Origin of the sequence: Micromonospora sp. NPDC005215, from assembly GCF_040607915.1 — a bacterium.
Classification (GTDB): domain Bacteria; phylum Actinomycetota; class Actinomycetes; order Mycobacteriales; family Micromonosporaceae; genus Micromonospora.
The window spans coordinates 24631-45539 of record NZ_JBEXHQ010000030.1; the positions used below are offsets into that span (position 1 = coordinate 24631).

At 71.4% G+C, this 20909-nt stretch carries 19 protein-coding genes and 2 tRNA genes; 12 read left to right on the plus strand and 9 right to left on the minus strand.

What is annotated here, in order from left to right; translation table 11 throughout:
• Positions 1 to 183: 183 nt before the first annotated feature.
• The 3 genes from ABZU25_RS21965 to ABZU25_RS21975 form a co-directional block, all read right to left on the minus strand.
• On the minus strand, positions 184 to 1530 hold the full coding sequence (locus ABZU25_RS21965) for an AarF/ABC1/UbiB kinase family protein (RefSeq protein WP_355031225.1): 1347 nt from the start codon (positions 1528 to 1530) through the stop codon (positions 184 to 186).
• Positions 1527 to 2639, minus strand: coding sequence for a TOMM precursor leader peptide-binding protein (locus tag ABZU25_RS21970; protein ID WP_355031226.1), 1113 nt, complete (start codon positions 2637 to 2639; stop codon positions 1527 to 1529). Before ABZU25_RS21970 ends, ABZU25_RS21965 begins: the two co-directional genes overlap by 4 nt.
• A 215-nt stretch (positions 2640 to 2854) precedes the next feature.
• Positions 2855 to 3025: a DUF5679 domain-containing protein gene (locus ABZU25_RS21975; protein WP_167457767.1), complete on the minus strand. Its 171-nt coding sequence runs from the start codon at positions 3023 to 3025 to the stop codon at positions 2855 to 2857.
• Between the two features lie 513 nt (positions 3026 to 3538).
• On the opposite strand from ABZU25_RS21975, the gene ABZU25_RS21980 reads away from it, so the two are divergent.
• Together ABZU25_RS21980 and ABZU25_RS21985 are read left to right on the plus strand one after the other, a co-directional pair.
• The gene (locus ABZU25_RS21980) at positions 3539 to 4069 is read left to right on the plus strand and encodes a M48 family metallopeptidase (protein ID WP_355031227.1); all 531 of its coding nucleotides are present in this window, start codon (positions 3539 to 3541) and stop codon (positions 4067 to 4069) included.
• Between the two features lie 264 nt (positions 4070 to 4333).
• Positions 4334 to 4942, plus strand: a complete 609-nt coding sequence (locus tag ABZU25_RS21985; protein WP_355031228.1) for a hypothetical protein — start codon at positions 4334 to 4336, stop codon at positions 4940 to 4942.
• A 157-nt stretch (positions 4943 to 5099) separates the two neighbouring features.
• Here ABZU25_RS21985 and ABZU25_RS21990 read toward each other — a convergent pair whose 3' ends face one another.
• Positions 5100 to 6329 carry a zinc-dependent metalloprotease gene (locus ABZU25_RS21990; protein WP_355031286.1) on the minus strand — a complete coding sequence of 410 codons (1230 nt, stop codon included), beginning with the start codon at positions 6327 to 6329 and terminating at the stop codon, positions 5100 to 5102.
• A 184-nt stretch (positions 6330 to 6513) separates the two neighbouring features.
• Here ABZU25_RS21990 and ABZU25_RS21995 point away from each other — a divergent pair, with 184 nt between their 5' ends.
• The 6 genes from ABZU25_RS21995 (at position 6514) to ABZU25_RS22020 (ending at position 12140) form a co-directional block, all read left to right on the plus strand.
• Complete coding sequence (locus ABZU25_RS21995; RefSeq protein ID WP_355031229.1) at positions 6514 to 7527, plus strand: PDZ domain-containing protein; 1014 nt, start codon at positions 6514 to 6516, stop codon at positions 7525 to 7527.
• A gap of 96 nt (positions 7528 to 7623) precedes the next feature.
• Positions 7624 to 10638 carry a UPF0182 family protein gene (locus ABZU25_RS22000; RefSeq protein ID WP_355031230.1) on the plus strand — a complete coding sequence of 1005 codons (3015 nt, stop codon included), beginning with the start codon at positions 7624 to 7626 and terminating at the stop codon, positions 10636 to 10638.
• A gap of 185 nt (positions 10639 to 10823) precedes the next feature.
• A complete protein-coding gene (locus ABZU25_RS22005) occupies positions 10824 to 11264 on the plus strand; it encodes a sigma factor (protein WP_355031231.1) in 441 nt (146 codons plus the stop codon).
• Positions 11242 to 11315: transfer RNA gene (locus ABZU25_RS22010), tRNA-Met, on the plus strand. The genes ABZU25_RS22005 and ABZU25_RS22010 overlap by 23 nt, the downstream gene beginning before the upstream one ends.
• Positions 11316 to 11586: 271 nt before the next feature.
• Positions 11587 to 11660 (plus strand) — tRNA-Met (locus tag ABZU25_RS22015).
• A 228-nt stretch (positions 11661 to 11888) separates the two neighbouring features.
• Positions 11889 to 12140, plus strand: coding sequence for a hypothetical protein (locus ABZU25_RS22020; RefSeq protein WP_355031232.1), 252 nt, complete (start codon positions 11889 to 11891; stop codon positions 12138 to 12140).
• A gap of 62 nt (positions 12141 to 12202) precedes the next feature.
• On the opposite strand, the gene ABZU25_RS22025 is transcribed toward ABZU25_RS22020, so the two are convergent.
• A complete protein-coding gene (locus ABZU25_RS22025) occupies positions 12203 to 13534 on the minus strand; it encodes an extracellular solute-binding protein (RefSeq protein ID WP_355031233.1) in 1332 nt (443 codons plus the stop codon).
• A gap of 138 nt (positions 13535 to 13672) precedes the next feature.
• On the opposite strand from ABZU25_RS22025, the gene ABZU25_RS22030 reads away from it, so the two are divergent.
• Complete coding sequence (locus ABZU25_RS22030; protein ID WP_355031234.1) at positions 13673 to 14506, plus strand: phosphoribosylaminoimidazolesuccinocarboxamide synthase; 834 nt, start codon at positions 13673 to 13675, stop codon at positions 14504 to 14506.
• A 15-nt stretch (positions 14507 to 14521) separates the two neighbouring features.
• Here ABZU25_RS22030 and glpK read toward each other — a convergent pair whose 3' ends face one another.
• Complete coding sequence (gene glpK / locus ABZU25_RS22035; protein ID WP_355031235.1) at positions 14522 to 16006, minus strand: glycerol kinase GlpK; 1485 nt, start codon at positions 16004 to 16006, stop codon at positions 14522 to 14524.
• Positions 16007 to 16108: 102 nt separating this feature from the next.
• Between glpK and ABZU25_RS22040 the strand changes: the two genes are divergently transcribed.
• Positions 16109 to 17047 carry a ribose-phosphate pyrophosphokinase gene (locus tag ABZU25_RS22040; RefSeq protein WP_355031236.1) on the plus strand — a complete coding sequence of 313 codons (939 nt, stop codon included), beginning with the start codon at positions 16109 to 16111 and terminating at the stop codon, positions 17045 to 17047.
• A 23-nt stretch (positions 17048 to 17070) separates the two neighbouring features.
• Here ABZU25_RS22040 and ABZU25_RS22045 read toward each other — a convergent pair whose 3' ends face one another.
• The gene (locus tag ABZU25_RS22045) at positions 17071 to 17526 is read right to left on the minus strand and encodes an ATP-binding protein (protein ID WP_355031237.1); all 456 of its coding nucleotides are present in this window, start codon (positions 17524 to 17526) and stop codon (positions 17071 to 17073) included.
• Positions 17527 to 17644: 118 nt separating this feature from the next.
• Here ABZU25_RS22045 and ABZU25_RS22050 point away from each other — a divergent pair, with 118 nt between their 5' ends.
• Both ABZU25_RS22050 and ABZU25_RS22055 read left to right on the plus strand, forming a co-directional pair.
• Positions 17645 to 18784 (plus strand): DUF5931 domain-containing protein, encoded by a 1140-nt coding sequence (locus ABZU25_RS22050; protein WP_355031238.1) that lies wholly within the window; start codon positions 17645 to 17647, stop codon positions 18782 to 18784.
• 14 nt (positions 18785 to 18798) lie between these two features.
• Positions 18799 to 19452, plus strand: coding sequence for a response regulator transcription factor (locus ABZU25_RS22055; protein WP_355031287.1), 654 nt, complete (start codon positions 18799 to 18801; stop codon positions 19450 to 19452).
• A gap of 6 nt (positions 19453 to 19458) precedes the next feature.
• On the opposite strand, the gene ABZU25_RS22060 is transcribed toward ABZU25_RS22055, so the two are convergent.
• Together ABZU25_RS22060 and ABZU25_RS22065 are read right to left on the minus strand one after the other, a co-directional pair.
• Entirely contained in the window at positions 19459 to 20031 is a 573-nt protein-coding gene (locus tag ABZU25_RS22060) for a DUF5709 domain-containing protein (protein WP_355031239.1), read from the minus strand.
• 89 nt (positions 20032 to 20120) lie between these two features.
• On the minus strand, positions 20121 to 20876 hold the full coding sequence (locus ABZU25_RS22065) for an ATP-binding protein (RefSeq protein WP_355031240.1): 756 nt from the start codon (positions 20874 to 20876) through the stop codon (positions 20121 to 20123).
• Positions 20877 to 20909: the final 33 nt, after the last annotated feature.

Sequence of the window (20909 nt, forward strand, 5' to 3'; positions counted from 1 at the left end):
TGTCCCGGGCTCGAATGCGTCGGCCTCAGGCCGGTCGTACCACCACGAGCACTGAGGCAACCCGATCCGCCCGTACCGTCGCTATGAACAGCCGCAACCAGACGGCTCGCGACCTGGGCGTTCTCTAGTACCACCCCACGCGGACGGGCGGGTGCCGACCGGCACCCGCCCTTCGTGACGTGGTCAGGCGACCGGGGCGAAACCGGGCAGCCAGCGTTCCAGGATGCTGCGGTACGGGGCCTTCGCCTCCAGCTGGCAGAGCACCCCGATCGACCCGAGCGTCACCCGGTGGATCAGCAGGTACGACGGCGGCAGGTTGAGCTGCCTGCTCAGCTGGTACGTGGGGGAGCGGGGGCTGGCAAGTCGGCCCGCCTCGCCCCGCAGCCAGGCCCGGGTGAACCGGAACCCGTCTGCCGCGATGGGCTCCAGCATCGGACGGATGAAGTCGAGCACCCCCTCGGCGTCGATCTCCTCGGTGGAGCCGATGAAGCCCTCGGACCGCAGCCCGGCCACCACCTCGTCGGCGTCGCCGCGCAGGGCCAGCGCGGCGATGCGACCGATCGGCTCCGGTGTGCCCTCCGGCATCCGGGCCACCGCACCGAAGTCGATCACCCCGAGCCGGCCGTCGGGTAGCAGCCGGAAGTTTCCCGGGTGCGGGTCGGCGTGCAGCAGCCCGGCCCGCTGCGGCGCGGAGAGGTGCAGGGTGGCCATCAACCGGCCCGCCTCGTCCCGCTCCTCCTCGGTGCCCTCCCGGATGATGTCGGCCAGCGGAGTGCCCGTCACCCACTCGGTGACAAGCACCCGGGGCGCCGCGTTGATCACCTTCGGGATGTAGATCTCCGGGTCGTCGGCGTACGCCTCCGCGAAGGCGCGCTGCGACTCGGCCTCCAACTCGTAGTCCAGTTCCTCGGTGATCCGCTCCCGCAACTCGACAAGGAGTGGCTTGACGTCCAGGCCGGGCTGGATGGCCCGGAACATCCCGCCCAGGCGGGAGAGCTGCTTCAGGTCGGCGAGCAGCGCCTCTCCGGCGCCCGGATACTGGATCTTGACAGCCACGTCGCGGCTGTTCGGCGAGCCCGACTCGTCGAACCCCGGCTCACGCCACCGGGCCCGGTGCACCTGGCCGATGCTGGCCGCGGCCGCCGGGACGTCGTTGAACTCGACGAACCGGTCCCGCCAGTCCGGGCCGAGCTGCTCGGCCAGCACCTTGTGCACACTTGCCACCGGCAGCGGGGGCGCCGCCTCCTGGAGCTTGGTGAGCGCCTGGCGGTAGGGCGCGGCGATCTCCTCCGGCAACGCGGCCTCGAAGACCGACAGCGCCTGGCCGAACTTCATCGCCCCGCCCTTGAGCTGGCCCAACACGCTGAACAGTTGCTCAGCGGTGCGCTGCTGGATCTCTGCGGAGATCACGTCGGAGGCGATCCCGGTGACGCGCTTTCCCATGCCGAGAACGGTCCGACCGGCGAAGCCGAGCGGCAGGGCGGCGAGCTTGGCGGTGCGGGACACGGCGCGGCGCGGGATGTCGGTCACTCGGTCATTGTTACCGACCGGAGGGCCCCGCTGCTGCTCTGCGGCCGGGCTGGTGCGGACACTCGCCCTCGCGAGCACTCACACGCCGGGTGTGGCGGCCAGCCCCGACGACGGAAACGGCCGGCATCAGTAATCTCCATGGCCGCGCCCAGCGTCTCTGGGTGCCCGCCGTCAAGCTGTGTCAGCGCCTCGGCCAACGCGTACCCGATGGCCGCGAGCAGCGTCCCGGTCGCGCCGGCGGCCACCGGGTCGGCGGCGGCGAGTTGGGCGGCGAGCCGCGGCCAGTCCGGGTCGCGGTCGGCCCGGTGCAGTTCGACGCAGTGCAGGCAGGGTCCGGCGGGCGGGCAGACCAGCGGCCCGATGACCGGTACGCCCTCGCGCAGGGTGACCAGCAGGTGTGGCTGCCGGCGCTGAGCGAGACCGGCGGCGAGCAGCGCGGGAGGCCGGTCCGTGCCGAGTTGGATCACCAGGTCCACCCGACCGCCCCGGACCGGCTGGGTGCCGGTACCCGGCGCGGCGCGGTCGACAGCGGCCCGCACCGCCGGTGCCAGCGGATGGCCCAGCTCGGCGGCGGAAATGCCGGTGCCGATGAGGTCGACGGGGCGCACCGGGCCGGTGAGAAGGGGGACCACCTGCCCGACACCAGCCTGCGCCAACGCCACCGTCAGCGGGCCGCCAAGCGCCCCGGGACCGCTGAGCACGACTCGGGCGACCCGTCGTCGACGCAGGACCTGGGCGGGGGTGCCGGGCAGCCGAGCGGCGGCCAGGGCCAGCGCGCCGGCCTCCGCGGTGAGCCGGGCGCGGACCGGGCCGGCCAGGTCACGGGGGAGCAGGCTGTGCGCCGGCACCAGCAGGCCGGCCGCCCGCAGGGCGTCGAGCAGGGTGCGCGCGTCGTCGCTGGTGACCTGGGTGGCGGTCGCCCGAGCCAGCACAGCACGCTCGCTGTGGGTGCCGTCGAGCAGGTCGAGCAGGTGGGCAGCGCGCGGGTTGGCCAGCTCCAGCAGCACCGCCGGCCCTGGACCGACGCCGAGCTGAAGGGTGTGCCGGTCTCGCCAGAGCCGGTTGAGGCCGGGCAGCAGCGTGGGGCGGGGCAGAACGGTGCGGCTCATGGTCACCAATCGTGACCGTTTCTTCGCGTTCAGTCGATCGTTGTCCACAGGCGCGCGGGCCGCTGTCCAGCGTTGTCCACAGGGTTTGCCGGGTTATCCACAGCCTGCCGATGAGGCTGTCGGTCACCCGACAGACCGTCGACGACCCGCCGACCGTCGAGGCGGCAACGGAGCGGGGCGGCCACCGGCCACCCCGCCCCCGCCACTCGTACAGGTCAGACCTTGGCCTTGCCCAGGATGCGGTTCACTGTTGTTCCGCATACCGGACACTTGCCCTTGGCCATGTTCATCCCGGTCTTCGAGACCTCGACATGCCCCTCGAAGTCCCGCTTCTCCTTGCACTTCACGCAGTAACCGTTGTAGGTCGTCTGGGCCTGGTCGGCCACGGTGCCCTCCTCGTCTCGTCCGCCGGTCGATGCCGTCCCGGCGGGGTGCCCGGCGGCGGGCCACACGGGGCGCCGGCGCTGGGTCTCACTCCACGGCCACCTTCGTGACCGCTGGTCCGCGGACCCTACCCAGGTCTGGGCGGTTCCATGTCAGCTGTGCATCGACACTGTGAGCTAGTCGACGTCGAGAGTGTGCATGGCGAAATAGGTCGGATAAGTCAGTTTGGCGGGGACACGCCGACCAAACCCCCACAGACACCCGTGCGAGTGCCCTCGCGGCGGCATTCGGAGCCGTGATCACCTACGGTGGGGAGGTGTCGCGTACCGGCGCCATCCGTGTTCACGAAGGGTGACGAGATGGCGCGGTGGCGTTGCTGTCAAGAAATTTTCGGGACGCCAGGCGACCAATCACCACTTTCCGGGCGCGTGTCGTGTGGTTGACTCTTGCGGAGCCCTGGTCAGTACGCATTAGCTTTCCTTCGTGACACGTAGCCGAGGCTGCGCGGGCCAGTGATGGCTGGGACGCGCAAGCCGGTCGTCGAGGTGCGGCGCAGCCAGCGCCGACGACGCACGGTGTCTGCGTACCGTGACGGTGAGCGAGTCGTCGTCCTCATCCCGGACCAGTTCTCCCGGGCCGAGGAGAGCGAGTGGGTCGACCGGATGCTCGCCCGGCTCGCCGCCCGGGAGGGGCGCCTGGCCCGCTCCGACGCCGAGCTGCTGGCCCGCGCCACCCGGCTCATCGACCTCTACCTCGTCGCGTACGCCACGAAGGCGGTGCCGGTCAGCGTCCGATGGGTCACGAACCAGAACGGCCGATGGGGCTCGTGCACACCTGCCGACCGCAGCATCCGGATCTCGCACCGCGTTCAGGAAATGCCCGACTGGGTGATCGACTACGTGCTGCTGCACGAGTTGGCGCACCTGATCGTGGCCAGCCACAACCCCCGGTTCTGGGCGTTGGTCGGCCGCTACCCCAAAGCCGAACGCGCCCGCGGCTACCTCGAAGGTGTTGCCGCCGCCTCCGGCGCCCCGGTCCCGACCTGATCCAGGCCCCCCGAGCCCTGGCACGCCGAGCGCCGCCCACCAGCCGAGGCTACGACCCCTGACGCTGGCCCACCAAGTGATGTGCTGCTGAGCGGTATACCTCAGAGGTATGAATATGACTCAGAGGTATACCGCTCACTACCGCATCCGCCCCCATGGAGGTGACCAACAGCCACCGCCCGCCGCCGGCTGCGTCCACAGCCCGAGCCAGGCCCAGGTGTCCCTGGGCAGCACAGTTAGGACTTACTCGTCTAGGGTCGGGGGATGGCACGACGGGTGGTGGTGGCGTTGCTCGGGCCGGTGCAGTGGTCGCCGCCCGGCGTCGACCGGGCAGATTGGCGAGCGGCTCTCGCGGAAGATGTCATCGACCTGCTCGCCACGCTCAGCGAGGTGGAGATCGCGGTCGCGGTGACACCGGCCGATCGGGCTCTGGCGGACGCGCTGGTGTGGCCCGGCATGGCCGTGTACGAGGTGCCCGAGCCGACGCCGAACGCCGTGTTCGCCGCGTTGGAGGGCTACGACCAGGCAGCCGTGCTCGTCGGCGACGTGCCCGACCTGCCCGCACTGACCGTCGGCAAGCTGCTACGCCCACTCACCACCCGACCGGTCGCGGTGGCCCCGGTCGAGGGCGGCGGCCCGGGTCTGCTCGGGGTGGCGGTGCGATTGCCCGTGCCGGACTGGCTACCGACGCTCGATGTGGACACGGCGACACCGGCGGAGGCGCGCTCCGGCGCTCCGCGACCAGGCGACGTGGCGGTCACTGCCGGCTGGCGTCGACTGCGCGGCCCGGCTGACCTGGCCACCCTGGACCCGGCCTTCGAAGGCTGGGAAGCGACCCGCGCCCTTCTCTCGGGCTCGGGGCGCCCCGTCTGACCAGCCGGACCTGCCGGCCAGCAGGCCCAGTCCGCCCGCCGACCGTCCGCCCGCCCCAGCCAGCCCGGCTGACCTGCCAGATTCGGCGAGCACAAACCACGGGTGCTCGCCGTCGATCAGGCGGGCACCCATGGCTCAAGCCGTCGATGTGCGGACGTCAGGACTTGGCGCCGCCCTCGCCGCCACTTTCGTCGGTCTCGTCGGGCTGGCCCGGGGCCTTCTCCTCGGCCCCACCAGGAGCGGTGAAGTCGAAGGTGTCCAGCTCGCTCAGGTCCATGTCGTTCATCGCGAAGGCGACCGGGTCGGCGAAGTCATCATCCGAGGGGAGCAGGTCCGGGTGGCCCCAGACGGCGTCGCGGCCTTCGATGCCGCGGTGCTCGGTGAGCGCGGCCCAGAGTGCCGCGGCCTCGCGAAGCCGGCGCGGGCGCAGTTCCAGGCCGACGAGTGCGGCGAAGGTCTGCTCGGCGGGGCCGCCAGCGGCCCGGCGGCGGCGGAACGCCTCACCCAGCCGGACGACGTTGGGCAGCCGGTCGCTGGCGGCACTGTCCACGACGTGGCAGACCCAGCCCTCGACCAGGGCGAGTGCGGTCTCCAGTCGTGCCAGGGAGGCCTTCTGCGCCGGGGTGTCCTCCGGGGTGAAGATGCCCTCCAGGGCGATCGCCTGCATCGACTCCGGGTCGGTCGGGTCGACCCGGCCCATCGCCTCCTCGATCGCCTCCCGGTTGACCCGGATGCCCGAGGCGTACATCTCGACCGCGCTGAGCACATGCCCGCGCAGCCACGGGACGTGCTGGAACAGCCGCTGGTGGGCGGCCTCGCGCAGCGCCACGTAGAGGCGAACCTCATCCTCGGGAAGTTCCAGGCCCTCGCCGTACGCCCGGATGTTGGCCGGGATCAGCGCGGCCGTGCCGGCCGGGCCGAGCGGCAGCCCGATGTCGCCGGCGGAGAGCACCTCCGCGGCGAGCGAGCCGAGCGCCTGGCCGAGTTGGCCGCCGAAGAGCGCGCCACCGAGGGTGGCGACCATCGACTGCATCGGCCCGAGTTGGTCGCGCGCCTCCGGCGGCACCAGGTCGCCCATCGCGCCGACCATCCGGCTGGCGACCGGGTCGCAGAGCTTGCGCCACACGTCCAGCGTCTTGAAGATCCACTCATTGCGGTTCCAGGCAACCGGTGACTGGATGCCCGACGGCCACGCCGAGGCCGGCTCCAACCACAGGTCGGCCAGGCGCAGCGCCTCCTCGACGGCGTTGCGCTCATACGGTGACACCGCCGGGTCGCCGGCGGCCGCGAGTTGGCTGGCCGCTACCTGCCGGGCCAGGTCCCAGTTGACCGGCCCGCTGCCCGGCGCGGAGAGCAGGTGCTGCAACTGCGACATGAACTGCTGCATCTGCGCGGGATCGTTGGGGTCTGGTGGCTGCCCACCCGGGAGCGCGAAACCGAACGGAATATCAGGCACGACGTCTACGGTACGCGGACCGCGCCCCAGGTCGCCGCCGCTGGCGTTGCGCTGAGGGCGAAGTCGCGTGGCGCATCCGGCCGGAGGCGTCCGGCCGGTCGGTACGCTCTGCGGCATGAGACGTCGTGGCCTGACGGTCCTGCTCGGTGCCCTGTTCACCGCCCTGCTGAGCATCGGGGTGCTGCGGGTGCCGATCCCGTACGTGGTGCTCGGACCGGGCCCGACGGTCAACACCCTCGGCACGGCCGACGGCAAGGAGGTCATCCAGGTCTCCGGGCGGGAGACCTCGACCTCCGCCGGCCAGCTGCGGCTGACCACGGTGGGGGTGCAGCCGACGGTGCGGTTGCGGGGGGCGATCGCGGGCTGGTTCTCCGACGACGAGGCGGTGGTGCCGCGTGAGCTGGTCTACCCGCCGGGGGAGTCGACCGAGCAGGTCGAGCAGCGCAACGCGGAGGACTTCAAGGCGTCGCAGACCAGCGCGGAGACCGCCGCGCTGCGGGAGTTGGGCTTTCCGGTGCAGGTGGTGATCAAGACGGTGGCCGGGGACGGCCCGGCGGCCGGGGCGCTGAAGGCCGGCGACGTGATCACCTCCGTCGACGGTCAGCCGGTGCCGGTGGCCGCGAAGGTCACCGAACTGGTCCGGGCCAAGCCGGCGGGTACGGCGTTGACCATTGCCTACACCCGCGACGGCGCGCCGGCCACGGCGACGGTGACCAGTCGTGAGCAGGATGGCCGACCACGGATCGGTGTCGAGATCGATCAGCAGCAGCCGCACCCGTTCACACTCGGCATCGACCTGGGGGACATCGGCGGGCCGAGCGCCGGTCTGATGTTCGCCCTGGGGATCGTCGACAAGCTGACCCCGGCCGATCTCACCGGCGGCCAGATCATCGCCGGCACCGGCACCATCGACGACGAGGGCACCGTCGGCCCGATCGGCGGGATCGCCCAGAAGCTGGTCGGCGCGAAGCACGCCGGCGCCAAGGTCTTCCTGGTGCCGGCGGACAACTGCGCCGAGGCCGTCGGCAATCCGCAGCCCGGTCTGCCGCTGTTGCGGGTGGGTTCGTTGGACGAGGCGATGACCGCCCTGGAGACGTTGCGCGCAGGGGGTCAGCCGACCCGTTGCTGACCGATGTGACCGTGCCCCGACACGCTCAGGAACACCCCGTACTCTGGGTGCCTGGTCGGAGCCGATCACATCGAGCGTGCGGAGCCAACAGTGGTCATGCGTAGCAGCAGCCCCCTGCCGAGGATGAGCCGGCGCGGGCGCGTCACCATCGCTGTCCTGGTCGGGGTGTTCGTGCTCTTCACCCTGCTCGGCTGGGGTGTCCAGGCGTGGACGGACTGGCTCTGGTTCGACGAGGTCCGTTACACCGAGGTCTTCACCGGCGTGCTGGTGACCCGACTGTTGCTCTTCCTCGCCGTCGGTCTCGGCATGGCGGTGGTCGTCGGTGGCAACCTGTGGCTGGCCCATCGGTTGCGTCCGCGACTGCGTCCGCACTCGGTGGAGCAGGCGACGCTGGAGCGTTACCGGATGGTGCTCAGCCCGCGACTCGGCACCTGGATCGCGCTGACCGCAGCGGTGGTCGGGCTCTTCGCCGGCCTCTCCGCGCAGAACCGGTGGAGCCAGTGGCTGCTCTTCCGCAACGGCGGTGACTTCGGGGTCAAGGACCCGGAGTTCGGGGTGGACATCGGCTTCTACGTCTTCCAGCTGCCGTTCTGGCGTTACCTGCTCGGGGTCGCCTTCACCGCGGTGGTGCTGGCCGTGATCGGCGCGCTGGCGGTGCACTACCTCTTCGGCGGGGTCCGCCTGCAGGGCGTCGGGGACCGGATGAGCAACGCGGCCCGCGCGCACCTGAGCAGCCTGATCGCGGTCTTCGTGCTGTTGAAGGCCGTCGCCTACGTGCTGGACCGGCGGGCGATGTTGCTGGAGTACAACGAGGGCGCCAAGTTGTACGGCGCCGGCTACGCCGACGTCAACGCGCTGCTGCCGGCGAAGGAGATCCTGGCCTACATCTCGATCGTGGTGGCGATCGCGATCGTCGTGTTCTCCAACGCCTGGATGCGGAACCTGGTCTGGCCGGGGATCTCGCTGGCGCTGCTCGGTGTGTCAGCGGTGGCCATCGGCGGCATCTACCCCTGGGCGGTGCAGACCTTCGAGGTCAAGCCGAGCGCCAAGGACAAGGAAGCGCCGTACATCCAGCGCAGCATCGACGCGACGCGGTCGGCGTTCGGGCTGGGTGCCACCCAGACGACCCCGTACACGGCGAACAACCTCACCCCACCGGCGAACCTGGTCACCGACACCTCGGTGGTGTCGAACGTGCGACTGCTCGACCCGCAGCTGGTCAGCGAGACGTACACCCAGCTCCAGCAGGTGCGTGGCTTCTACGACTTCGGCCCCAAGCTGGACATCGACCGGTACGGGGTGAACGGGAAGGTCTCCGACTACGTGGTCGGCGTCCGGGAGATCAACTACGGCGAGCTGACCGACCAGCAGAACACCTGGATCAACCGGCACACCGTCTACACCCACGGGTACGGGCTGGTCGCCGCCCCGGCCAACCAGGTGGTCTGCGGCGGGCAGCCGTTCTTCGTGTCCGGCTTCCTCGGCGAGAAGACCCAGGAGGCGTGCTCCTCCCAGACCGAGCAGATCCCGGCCAAGCAGCCGCGCATCTACTACGGCGAGCGGATGGCTGCCGACGACTACGCGATCGTCGGTCAGGCCGACCCGAACAAGAAGGCCGAGTTCGACCGGCCGGTCGGCGAGGGTGGCGGCGAGTCCTACACCTACACCGGCGAGGGCGGCGTCAAGATCGGGTCCTTCACCCGCCGGCTGCTGTACGCCATCAAGGAGCAGGAGTCGAACTTCCTGCTCTCCGAGGCGGTCAACAAGGACTCCAAGCTGCTCTACGTGCGTAACCCGCGGGACCGGGTGGAGAAGGTCGCGCCGTTCCTCACGCTGGACGGCGACCCGTACCCGGCGGTGGTCGACGGTCGGGTGCAGTGGATCGTCGACGGCTACACCACGGCGGCCACCTACCCGTACGCGGAGCGGGTCAACCTGCAGACCGAGACCACCGATGAGTTGACCAACCGGGGCACGTTCCAGCTGGCCCGGGAGAACGTCAACTACATGCGCAACTCGGTGAAGGCCACCGTCGACGCCTACGACGGCACCGTGAAGCTCTACGAGTACGACGACACCGACCCGGTGCTCAAGGCCTGGAACAAGGCGTTCGGCGGTGACCTGGTGCTGCCGAAGGCGGACATCCCGGTCGAGCTGACCGAGCACCTGCGCTACCCGGCGGACATGTTCAAGGTGCAGCGCAACCTGCTCACCAAGTTCCACGTGACCAACCCTGGCGACTTCTACTCCGCACAGGACTTCTGGCAGGTGCCGACCGTGCCGGACGCTCCGGACAGCGGCCAGAAGCAGCCTCCGTACTACCTGTTCACCCAGTTCCCGGGGCAGGAGAGCCCCCGGTTCCAGCTCACCGCCGCGGTCACCCCGAACGGCCGGCAGAACCTGGCCGCGCTGATCTCCGGGTCGTACGTCGACGGGAATCCCCGGCTGGAGGTGCTGGAGTTGCCGGATCAGACCCGGATCTCCGGCCCGGTGCAGGTGCACCAACAGATGACAAACAATGCCAACATCCGTCAGCAGCTCAACCTGCTCTCCAGCAACCAGGCGCAGGTGCAGTACGGCAACCTGCTCTCGTTGCCCTTCGCCGACGGCATGCTCTACGTCGAGCCGGTCTACGTGAAGAGCAACCAGCAGGACGCGTACCCGCTGTTGCAGAAGGTGTTGCTCTCCTACGGTGACGGTGGCTCCTTCGTGGCGCTCGCCGACAACATCAACGACGGCATCAAGCAGCTGGTCGAGCAGGGTAAGAAGGCCGGGCAGGGCACGTCGCCGCCCCCGAACACCGGGGGCAACCCGACGACGCCGACGACGCCGACGCCGAGCGGGACCGCCACACCGCCGCCGACGCCGGGCGCCAGCACCCCGCCGCCGACGGGTGACCTGGCCGTCGCCGCGGACCGGGTGCAGACCGCGATCACGGAGGTCCGCGCCGCGCAGACCTCGGGTGACTTCGAGCGGTACGGTCGTGCGCTCAAGGCGCTGGACGAGGCGCTGACCGCGTTCCAGCAGGCGCAGCAGGCTGCCAACCCGGCCGGAACGCCAAGCGGTAGCGCCCCACCGTCGCCGAGCGGCAGCCCGAGCGCGGGCGGCTGACCGCACTCGCCGGGCGCGACTCTCGGAGCCCTCGTCGTCGGACCATCCCGGTCCTGGCGACGGGGGCTCCGCTGTCGTCCGGCCAGGTGCCCGTCCGTCGCCTCGCGAAAGGTCGGACCGGACCGCAACCGGTGACACCGGCCGGCCGTCCTCAAGTCGACGGGGTGGAACGAGGGGGAACAGTCGTGCGGGACGCGCAAAGCTTCGATGACTTCTACCGCAGCACCGCGCGGCGGATGGCGAGGTACGGCTACGCGGTCGCCGGCGACCACACCGAGGCGCAGGACCTGGTGCAGGAGGCGTACACCCGGGCCTGGCGGCACTGGGGGCGGCTGGCGGTGCATCCTGCGCCGGAGGCGTGGCTGCGGCTGGTGGTGTCCCGGTTGGCGACCGACCGCTGGCGGCGGCTGCGCAGCTGGCGCGAGGCGTTGCGGCTGGCGGGGCCCCCACCGGCGGTCGGACCGCCCACCGAGGACAGTGTGCTGCTGCTTCAGGCTCTGCCATCCGGGCCTGGCTTGACTGATCTGTGCCGGGCCGCGATCCGGCGGATTCGGATGTCGTTTTGCGGGGCACGGGGGTGGTGCGCTACGGTTAGCGAGGCGACGCGGGGTGGAGCAGCTCGGTAGCTCGCTGGGCTCATAACCCAGAGGTCGCAGGTTCAAATCCTGTCCCCGCTACAACTGAAGCACCAGATCACGAGCCCGTCCCCGATCTTCGGGGGCGGGTTCGTGATTTGTGTTGCGGGCGCAGTCCGGCCACCCGACAAACTCACCGGGCGTGGTTCTGGGCGGTGCTGCCAGCCGCCCTGACACCGGGGCAGCCGGTTCCCGCCGGTGGGCGACGGGACCACGCCACGCACGGTGCGGGGCCCCGGTGCGGCCCGTCCGCAACGGTTGGCGACCCCCGGCTGATCATCGCCAGCGGGATGGGTTAGAGTTAACCAGTCGACGCGGGGTGGAGCAGCTCGGTAGCTCGCTGGGCTCATAACCCAGAGGTCGCAGGTTCAAATCCTGTCCCCGCTACAACCGGCAGTGCAACAGGTCCGGCCCCCATCCGTGGGGGCCGGACCTGTTTGTCGCCCCCGACCTGGTGCGGGCCCCCGCATCGCCGAACCCCTGGATGTACGCGCTCACGGCGGTCTCGCCGCAAAACGGATCCCGGTGCTGACGGGGTGCTCCCGAACGGTTTCGGTGCCGTGGTTCGGCGTGGACCGACGTGCCGAGGTTGCGTCCTTCAGCGAGGATGGGCACATGTCTTCATTCGGTAAGTGGTGGGGCCGGCTCAGCGCGGTCCTCGGTGCGGCCGTACTGGCGGTCTTCGTGCCCGTCGCGGCCTGGGCGTCCACGGGCACCGGCGAGGTGGTGGTGGAGGCCGCGCGGCGGCGGCGCGGCGGCGGCGGCTTCGGCGTCCTCAGTCTGCTCTGCTGCCTGGTGGTGGTCGCCGTCATCGTGTTCCTGGTGCTGCGCCTGACGCGCAACCGTCGGAACGGCCCGCCGCGCTGATCCAGCGGCTCGTCCCGATCGGCTGGCCGACGGCGGCGGGCCGTGGGCCAGCCGCCGTCGGGTCACGCCGCCAGTGCGGCGTTGGCCTGGGAGAGGAAACGCGAGGTGGCCGCCCGGGTGCCGGCCCGCTTGACGCGGATGCTCTCCGCGGCGGCGACCAGCAGCGCACGCACCCTGGCGTGCCCCTTCGGCGGTGGTGCCGGCGCCGGCCCGAGCCGGTCGGCGATGGCGGCGCCGAACGCGGCGGCGCGCTGCTCGGCCGGGTCGGTGATGCTGCCTTCGGTGTAGCGGCGGACGGCGAGGCTGGCGTTCAGCCCACGTTCGTGGCCGAGGACGGTGCCGGCCTCGCCGTTCGTCGTCAAGAAGTTGATCACGTCGGTGACGGCGTCCGGGTGGCGAGTGCCCCGGAACGCGGCCCAGGACATCGACGCGCGCGCCCACTGCGCACCGGGCGGCCCCGGAAGGCCGACCACGCCCAACTCGGCCTGGGTGAGCCGCTGCAACTCCGGTAGCTGATGCGACCAGGCGAAGGACGCGGCGGTCAACCCGGTGACCACCGGTTGCCGGGCCAAATCCCTGCCGTCGGCCTGCTCGACCAGGGCGGCGCCCGGGGTGGCCCGCCCGCTGCGCGCCCGCTGCCACAGCTCGAACCACGCGATCAGCTCGTCCGCGCCGAAACCGAGCTGGCTGCCCCGGTAGAACTCGCCACCCTGCGACCGCAGCCACAGCCAGAGCGCCCGGTAGTCGCTGGACGCGTCCATGGTGCCGGCCACCTGACCGTCGCTGGCCTCGGTGACCTGTTCCGCCCAGGAGATGTAGTCGGCCCAGGTCATGCCGCCCCGGGGCTCCGGCACTCGCAGCTCCCGCAGCAGGTCCCGGTTGAAGACCACGGCGGCATGGGTCTGCCCGCCGGCCACCGCCATCGTCCGCCCCTCCACCGTGCCGTAGCGGATCAGGCCCTCCGGCAGGCCCCGCAGATCGAGGCGATGGTCGCTGACCCGGTCGGTGAGGTCGAGAATGATCTGGCGTTGCGCGTACTCGGTCAGCACCGTGTCGTCGATCTGGATCAGGTCCGGTACGTTCCCACCGGCCGCCTGGGTGGCCAGTCGCTCGTAGTAGCCATCGGCGCCCTGCCAGGTGACCCGGAAGGTGACCCGGGGGTTGCGATCCGAGTAGAGCCGCAGCACCTTCTCGGTGAGCTCGGCACGCCTGGTGCCACCCCACCAGAAGACCGACAGCTCGACCGGCCCGTCCTGGGTCGACGTGGCGGCGCCGTCGCTGCATCCGGTCAGCGCACCGGACGCGAGCAGCGGTGCGCCGAGCAGCGCGGTGAGCAGTCGGCGCCGGCCCGGGTCGGCGCCGAGGCGGTCGATCGGCTGTGGAACAACGGGCACGGGGGTCTCCTGGACCTGCGGGGGCGCGGTGGGACCATTCACGCAGGGAGCGCACGAAGGTGTCAACGTCCGTCCGGTCAACCCCCGGCGCGGGTGGTCGAATCGGGCCCTCCGATGTCGCGTGGTGTACTAGGGCGCGTGGAACTTCTGCACTCGGGCAAGGTTCGGGACGTCTACGCCGACGGCGACGACCTGATCCTGGTCGCCTCGGACCGCATCTCGATCTACGACGTGGCGCTGCCGACGCCGATCCCGGACAAGGGTCGCCTGCTCACCGCACTTTCGCTGTGGTGGTTCGAGCAACTCGCCGACCTCGTGCCGAACCACGTCATCTCGGCCACCGACGTGCCCGCCGAGTTCGCCGGGCGGGCGATCCGCTGTCAGCGGCTGGACATGCTCCCGGTCGAGTGCGTCGCCCGCGGCTACCTCACCGGCGGCGGCCTGCGGGAGTACGAGCAGACCGGTGCCGTCTCCGGCGTGTCACTGCCCCGAGGGCTGGGCGAGGCGTCGATCCTGCCCGAGCCGATCTTCACGCCGTCGAGCAAGGCGCCGATGGGTGAACACGACGAACCCATCACGTACGACGACGTGGTGGACAAGGTGGGCCAGGACACCGCGGAGCGACTGCGGCAGATCACCATCGACGTCTACCGGCGCGGCGCGGAGCTGGCCGCCGACCGGGGCATCCTGATCGCCGACACCAAGATCGAGTTGGGCTGGGCGCCGGACGGCACCCTGGTCCTCGCCGACGAGCTGCTCACCTCCGACTCGTCGCGGTTCTGGCCGGCCGAGTCGTACCAGCCGGGCCGCGTGCAGTTCTCCTACGACAAGCAGTACGTGCGGGACTGGGCCACCGGCGGCGGCTGGAACAAGCAGGCCCCGGCCCCGGACGTGCCCGACGAGGTGGTCGAGGCGACCCGCGCCCGCTACGTCGAGGTGTACGAGAAGCTGACCGGCAACCGCTGGGAGTGACAGCCGGCCGGGCGGTCACTCCACCCAGTCGAGGGTGCGCCGCACGGCCTTGCGCCACTGGCCCAGCTCCTTCTCGCGCAGCTCCGGGGTCATCGCCGGCTCCCACTGCGCGTCGGAGCGCCACTGCGCCCGCAGGGTGGCCAGATCCGGCCAGAAGCCGACCGCCAGACCGGCCGCGTACGCGGCGCCCAGGCAGGTGGTCTCGGTGATCCGGGACCGGATCACCGGCACGTCGAGCACGTCCGCGAGGAACTGCATGAGCAGCCCGTTGGCGGTCATTCCGCCGTCCACCCGGAGTCGGCGCAGCGCCACGTCGGAGTCGGCGTCCATCGCGTCGACCACCTCGCGGGTCTGCCACGCCGACGCCTCCAGCGCCGCCCGCGCCAGGTGCCCCTTGGTGATGTAGCCGGTCAGGCCGGCGATGACGCCCCGCGCGTCGCTGCGCCAGTGCGGGGCGAACAGCCCGGAGAACGCCGGCACCACGTAACAGCCCCCGTTGTCGTCCACGGTACGGGCCAACTCCTCCACCTCGGCGGCCGTGGAGATCAGCCCGAGGTTGTCCCGCAGCCACTGCACCAGCGAGCCGGTGACCGCGATCGCGCCCTCCAGGGCGTACGCCGGGGGTTGGTTCTTGATCTGGTAGGCGACAGTGGTGAGCAGGCCGTGCGTCGACGGGACCGGGGTGGCGCCGGTGTTGAGCAGCAGGAAGCTGCCGGTGCCGTAGGTGCACTTCGCCTCGCCCGGCTGGAAGCAGGTCTGCCCGAACAGGGCGGCCTGCTGGTCGCCGAGCGCGCTGGCCACCGGCACCCCGGCGAGCACGCCGGTGGCGGTGCCGTACACCTCGGCGGAGCAGCGGATCTCCGGCAGCATCGCCGCCGGCACGCCCATCGCGTCCAGCAACTCCGGTGCCCAGTCGAGGGTGGTGAGGTCCATCAGCATGGTCCGGCTGGCGTTTGTCACGTCGGTGACGTGCGCGCCGGTCAGCTTCCAGATCAGCCAGCTGTCCATGGTGCCGAAGAGCACCTCGCCGCGCTCCGCGCGCTCGCGCAGGCCGTCGACCTCGTCGAGCAGCCAGCGCAGCTTCGGCCCGGCGAAGTAGGTGGCCAGCGGCAGGCCGGTGCGGGCCTGGAACCGCTCCTCGCCGTACGCCGAGGCCAGCTCGCGCAGCAGCGGCCCGGTCCGGGTGTCCTGCCAGACGATGGCGTTGGCAACCGGGCGGCCGGTGGCCCGGTCCCAGACGACTGTGGTCTCCCGCTGGTTGGTGATGCCGACGGCGGCCAGCCCGGTCGCGTCGGTGCCGGCGGCCCGCAGTGCCTCGGCGACGACCTGCTGGACGTTGTCCCAGATCTCCTCGGCGTCGTGTTCCACCCAGCCGGGTCGGGGGAAGATCTGCCGGTGTTCACGCTGGGCGACGGCGACGATGTCCCCGGCCCGGTCGAAGACGATGCACCGCGAGGAGGTGGTGCCCTGGTCGATGGCGGCGACGTACTGGGGGGTCACCGCAGCACCGTACCCAAAGCGGCAGCGTGGTGCGACCGGCGTCACGCCCGGTTACGGCCCACCGCCGTCCACCGGCTGCCGCGTCGCCTACGATGTGCGAACGTGCGCGACATCGCCGTTTTCAGTGGAACCGCCCATCCCGACCTGGCTGCCGAGATCTGTGCCCACCTCGGGGTGCCGCTGCATCCGGTGCGGGTGTCCCGATTCGCGAACGACTGTCTGGAAGTGCAGTTGCAGGCCAACTGCCGGGAGCGGGACGTCTTCCTGATCCAGCCGCTGGTGCCGCCCGTGCAGGAGCACCTGGTCGAGCTGCTGTTGATGATCGACGCCGCCCGGGGCGCGTCGGCCGGCCGGATCACCGTGGTGCTGCCGCACTACGCGTACGCCCGTTCCGACAAGAAGGACGCGCCACGGATCTCGATCGGCGCCCGGCTCGTCGCCGATCTGCTCACGTCGGCCGGGGCGGACCGGGTGCTCGCGATGACGCTGCACTCGCCGCAGGTGCACGGCTTCTTCAGCGTTCCCGTGGATCACCTGCACGCGCTGCGTGAGCTGGCCACCCACTTCCGGCGCTACGACCTGAGTGACACCGTGGTGGTCTCACCCGACCTGGGTAACGCCAAGGAGGCGGCGGCCTTCGCCCGGCTGCTCGGCACGCCGGTCGCGGCCGGGGCGAAGCAGCGGTTCAGCGACGACCTGGTCAAGATCAGCGCGGTGATCGGCGAGGTGTCCGACCGGGACGTCATCGTGCTGGACGACGAGATCGCCAAGGGCAGCACGGTGATCGAGTTGATGGAGCACCTACGCGGCCTGAAGGTCCGCTCGATCCGGCTCGCCTGCACGCACGGGCTCTTCTCCGGTGACGCGTTGCAGCGGCTCAGCGACCAGGACGGCGTCCTGGAGATCGTCTGCACGAACACGGTGCCCATCCCGGCCGCGAAGCGGGTGCCCGCGCTACAGGTCCTGTCGGTGGCCCCGGCCCTGGCCGAAGCCATGCGCCGGATCCACAACGGGGAATCCGTCTCCGCGCTGTTCGCCTGAGCCGGCCGGCGCGGACGCGGGGATCAGCGCGGGGTGTGGTCGTGCTGGGCGAGGCTGGTGGTGACGCGGACGGTGGTGCCGGCGGTGCTGGTGACGACCTCCATGGCGTCGGTCAGCTCGCGGGCCAGCCAGAGGCCCCAGCCGCCGGCGGTGTCCGCCGTTGGTCGACTGCGGTCGCCCAGCCGCTGCGGACTGATCCCGTGCCCGTGGTCGGCGACCTCGCAGACCAGCAGGTCCGACTCGTGCCAGAGCCGCAGCCACCCGCGTCCGCCGCCGTGCCGCACCGCGTTGGTGATCAACTCGTTGATCGCGAGCACGAAATCGCCAAGCCGTTGGCCGGTGAGCCCGATGGCGTGCGCGCAGGAGGTGACCGAGTGTCGAATCTCGGTCACCCGGGCCTGGTCGAAGGCGTCGGCGATCAGGAGGGCAGGTTCGATGGGCACAACCGTACGCGGTGCGTGCGGATCTGCGTTCGTCATGGGCCCGTCCCGGCGGCGGATCTCGGAGTATTTCGCGGCTTTTCCACCGTACGTCAGGGTTCTCCGAACCGCACTCGCTGCTCGCCGCGCTACCGGCCGCATGTGGCATCGTACGGCCATGCCGTCGCCGCCAGGTGGGTTCGAGGTGCCGCTGTGGCGTGCGCTCGCGGTGTTCAGGCTGGCGTCCCTGGCGTACGTCTGCGTGCTCGCGGTGCGCGACGCCGACCGGTACGCCCACCCGTACGCCGTCGGCGCCCTGGTCCTGGTCATGATGACCTGGACCGGCGCGACCGCGATCGGGTACGCCCGACCGGCCTGGCGGCGCTGGCCGCTGCTGCTGGCCGATCTCGGGGTGGTGGTGGCCGTCGTGCTCGCCACCCCGTGGGTGGTCGGTCGGGCGGCGCTCGCCACCGGCGTACCCACCATGGGGGTCGCCTGGATGGCCGGCCCGGTGCTGGCCTGGGCCGTCTCCGGCGGCCGACGGCGGGGCACGATCGCCGCGCTGCTGGTTGCCGGCGCGGACCTGGCCACCCGGGAACGGATCGGCCAGTCCTCGTTCACCGGGGTGATCCTCATGCTGCTCGCCGGGGTGGTGGTCGGGCACGTGGCCCGTCTCGCGGCGGGCGCCGAGGAACGACTGCAACGTGCTGTGGAGTTGGAGGCCGCCACCCGGGAGCGGGAACGGCTGGCCCGGGGTATCCACGACTCGGTGCTCCAGGTGCTGGCGCTGGTGCAGCGGCGGGGCGCTGACCTGCCCGGCGAAGCCGGCGAGCTGGCCCGGCTGGCCGGCGAGCAGGAAGCCGCGTTGCGGGCGCTGATCGCCGGCGCCGGTCCGGCCGCTGCCGTGACCCTGGACGGACCCGACGCCGCCGCGGTGGACCTGCGGACCCTCCTCGGCCGGTACGCCTCACCGGCGGTGGCGCTCTCCGCCCCGGCCACCCCGGTGCCGCTGCCGCGCCGGGTGGCCGGAGAGTTGGCCGCCGCGACCGGCGCGGCCCTGGACAACGTGGGGCGGCACGCCGGCGGACGCGCCTGGGTGCTGATCGAGGACGAGGGGGAGACGGTGACTGTGTCGATCCGCGACGAAGGGCCGGGCATTCCGGACGGCCGGCTGGCCGAGGCCGCCGCTCAGGGCCGGCTCGGCGTGACCCAGTCGATCCGGGGTCGGGTGGTCGAGCTGGGCGGGACCGTGCGGATCGCGTCCGCCCCCGACGCTGGCACCGAGATCGAGCTGACCGTGCCCAGGGCGCAGCGGTGAACCCGACCCGGGTCATGGTGGTCGACGACCATCCGATGTGGCGGGAGGGAGTGGCCCGCGACCTGACCGAAGCCGGATTCCTGGTGGTCGCGACCAGCGGCGAGGGGCGACAGGCCATCCGGGTGGCCGCCGCCGCCCGGCCCGACGTCGTCGTTCTCGACCTGCAACTGCCGGACATCTCCGGTGTCGAGGTGATCCTGGGGCTGCGCGCGGCACTGCCCGAGGTGCGGGTGCTGATGCTCAGCGCCAGTGGCGAACAGCAGAGCGTGCTCGACGCGGTCAAGGCGGGGGCCACCGGTTACCTGGTGAAGTCGACAGCGCCCGCGGAGTTCCTCGACGCGGTCCGCCGGACCGCGGCCGGCAACGCGGTCTTCACCCCCGGCCTCGCCGGGCTCGTCCTCGGCGAGTACCGCCGGCTGGCCGCCGGGCCGGGGCAGGGCCCCGACCCGACCGGCAGCGCGGAACCGGCAACGCCCCGGCTCACCGACCGGGAGACCGAGGTGCTGCGGCTGGTGGCGAAGGGGATGTCGTACAAGCAGATCGCGCAGCGACTCGGGCTGTCGCACCGCACTGTGCAGAACCACGTGCAGAACACACTGGGCAAGCTGCAACTGCACAACCGGGTCGAGCTGACCCGGTACGCCATCGAGCGCGGCCTGGACGACTGACCCGGGTCAGACCGAGCGCGGCGGCTCCGTCTCGTGGATGGCCAACTCCTCGGCGGTCGCCCCGCCGCCAGCGGAACCGGCGTCGTACGCCACCGAGTCGGTCTCCTGGTCGGTGTGCGACCCCTCGTCCGGCTCGACCAGCCGACCCACAGTGGCGTCGGCCACCGTGCCGAGCTGACCGTGGTCGTAGAGGGAGACCGGCGAGTTCGGATCCGAGGTGGGCCCCGGGTCCATCACGTCGGCGTCCAGCTGGGCCTCCGCCGCGGCTTCCAGATTGTCCGCCTCGAAGGCGATCTTCGGGTCGATCGTTCCGGCCAGCGGGTCGTCCGCCGGGCGCTCGTAGACCTCGCGGCCGAGCTTGTAGTCCAACGACTCACCGTCGAGCTGCTCCTGGGCGGTCGTCCCGAACCGGTCCACCGCCACCGGCGTACGGTCGCCGGGGAGTTGGGCCGGGTCCGGGCCGTCCGCCTCGCGCCCGGTGAGCACGTCGTCGTTGGCGGTCGAGTCGTCATCGGCGGTGTCGGGCAGACCTTGCGCCTCGGTGTCGGACACGGGGGTCGGGTACTCGTTGTCGCGCATGTCTGATCACTACCCGCTGCCCTCCCGCCATAACCGGAGCACCGCAGGCTGTGCGTGGCGGAAACCGACACCGGTGGCGAAATACCGCATCAGCTGAGGTGCGCGGCCTCGTCCTCCGGGTGCAGCACGCACCACACGACCTTGCCGTCCGGTAGGGCGCTGCTGCCCCAGCGACGTGCCACCGTGTCGATCAGCAGCAGGCCCCGGCCGCCGACCCGGTTCGGCGGGGACAGCCCGGCGAACGTCGGCCGACGCGCGGAGTAGTCGCGCACCGCCAGGTGCAGGGTGCCGTCCCGGGGAGCCAGCCGTACCGTCATCGGGGTCCGCGCGTGCGCCACCACGTTGTTCACCATTTCGGTGATCGCGATGTTGGCCGGGTCGATCAGCATCGACATGCCCCAGCGTTGGCAGCCGGTGGTGACCAGATCACGGGCCTGCCGGGCGGCTCCCACCGCCGGGGCCAGGTCGACGGTGAGCACCGCCGCCAGCGGCGCCACCGCGGCCAACGCGTCGTCCACCGTCGGCCAGGCCGGCACACCGGCCACCATGATCGGCTCAGTCGGTGCCCCGGCGTCCACCTGCTCGGGCCGGTCGACCGCCGGGTCACACAGCAGCAGATCCACTGCGGGCCAGTCGGCGACCTCGCGGCGGACCTCGGCGAACACGGCCCGCCCAGCCGGGTCCACGACCCGCAGCCCGGTCACGTCGGCCACCACCGGGCCCGATCGGTCCCAGAGACAGGCCAGTAACGCGACGCGTACCGCCTCGGCGGAGGCGGCGTCGAGCGTACCGGTCAGCCGGACCACCGCCGACGAATCGTCGATCTCCAAAAGACAGCTCGACATGATCGCCCCATTGTGCGCGCCGGTGACGGTTCG

Coding starts and splice junctions, on each gene's coding strand:
- ABZU25_RS21970 (WP_355031226.1), bottom strand. CDS start 2,639: ATGAGCCGCACCGTTCTGCCCCGCCCCACGCTGCTGCCCGGCCTCAAC.
- ABZU25_RS21980 (WP_355031227.1), top strand. CDS start 3,539: ATGGCTGGGACGCGCAAGCCGGTCGTCGAGGTGCGGCGCAGCCAGCGC.
- ABZU25_RS21985 (WP_355031228.1), top strand. CDS start 4,334: ATGGCACGACGGGTGGTGGTGGCGTTGCTCGGGCCGGTGCAGTGGTCG.
- ABZU25_RS21990 (WP_355031286.1), bottom strand. CDS start 6,329: ATGCAGCAGTTCATGTCGCAGTTGCAGCACCTGCTCTCCGCGCCGGGC.
- ABZU25_RS21995 (WP_355031229.1), top strand. CDS start 6,514: ATGAGACGTCGTGGCCTGACGGTCCTGCTCGGTGCCCTGTTCACCGCC.
- ABZU25_RS22000 (WP_355031230.1), top strand. CDS start 7,624: ATGCGTAGCAGCAGCCCCCTGCCGAGGATGAGCCGGCGCGGGCGCGTC.
- ABZU25_RS22020 (WP_355031232.1), top strand. CDS start 11,889: ATGTCTTCATTCGGTAAGTGGTGGGGCCGGCTCAGCGCGGTCCTCGGT.
- ABZU25_RS22045 (WP_355031237.1), bottom strand. CDS start 17,526: ATGACGAACGCAGATCCGCACGCACCGCGTACGGTTGTGCCCATCGAA.
- ABZU25_RS22050 (WP_355031238.1), top strand. CDS start 17,645: ATGCCGTCGCCGCCAGGTGGGTTCGAGGTGCCGCTGTGGCGTGCGCTC.
- ABZU25_RS22055 (WP_355031287.1), top strand. CDS start 18,799: ATGGTGGTCGACGACCATCCGATGTGGCGGGAGGGAGTGGCCCGCGAC.
- ABZU25_RS22060 (WP_355031239.1), bottom strand. CDS start 20,031: ATGCGCGACAACGAGTACCCGACCCCCGTGTCCGACACCGAGGCGCAA.
- ABZU25_RS22065 (WP_355031240.1), bottom strand. CDS start 20,876: ATGTCGAGCTGTCTTTTGGAGATCGACGATTCGTCGGCGGTGGTCCGG.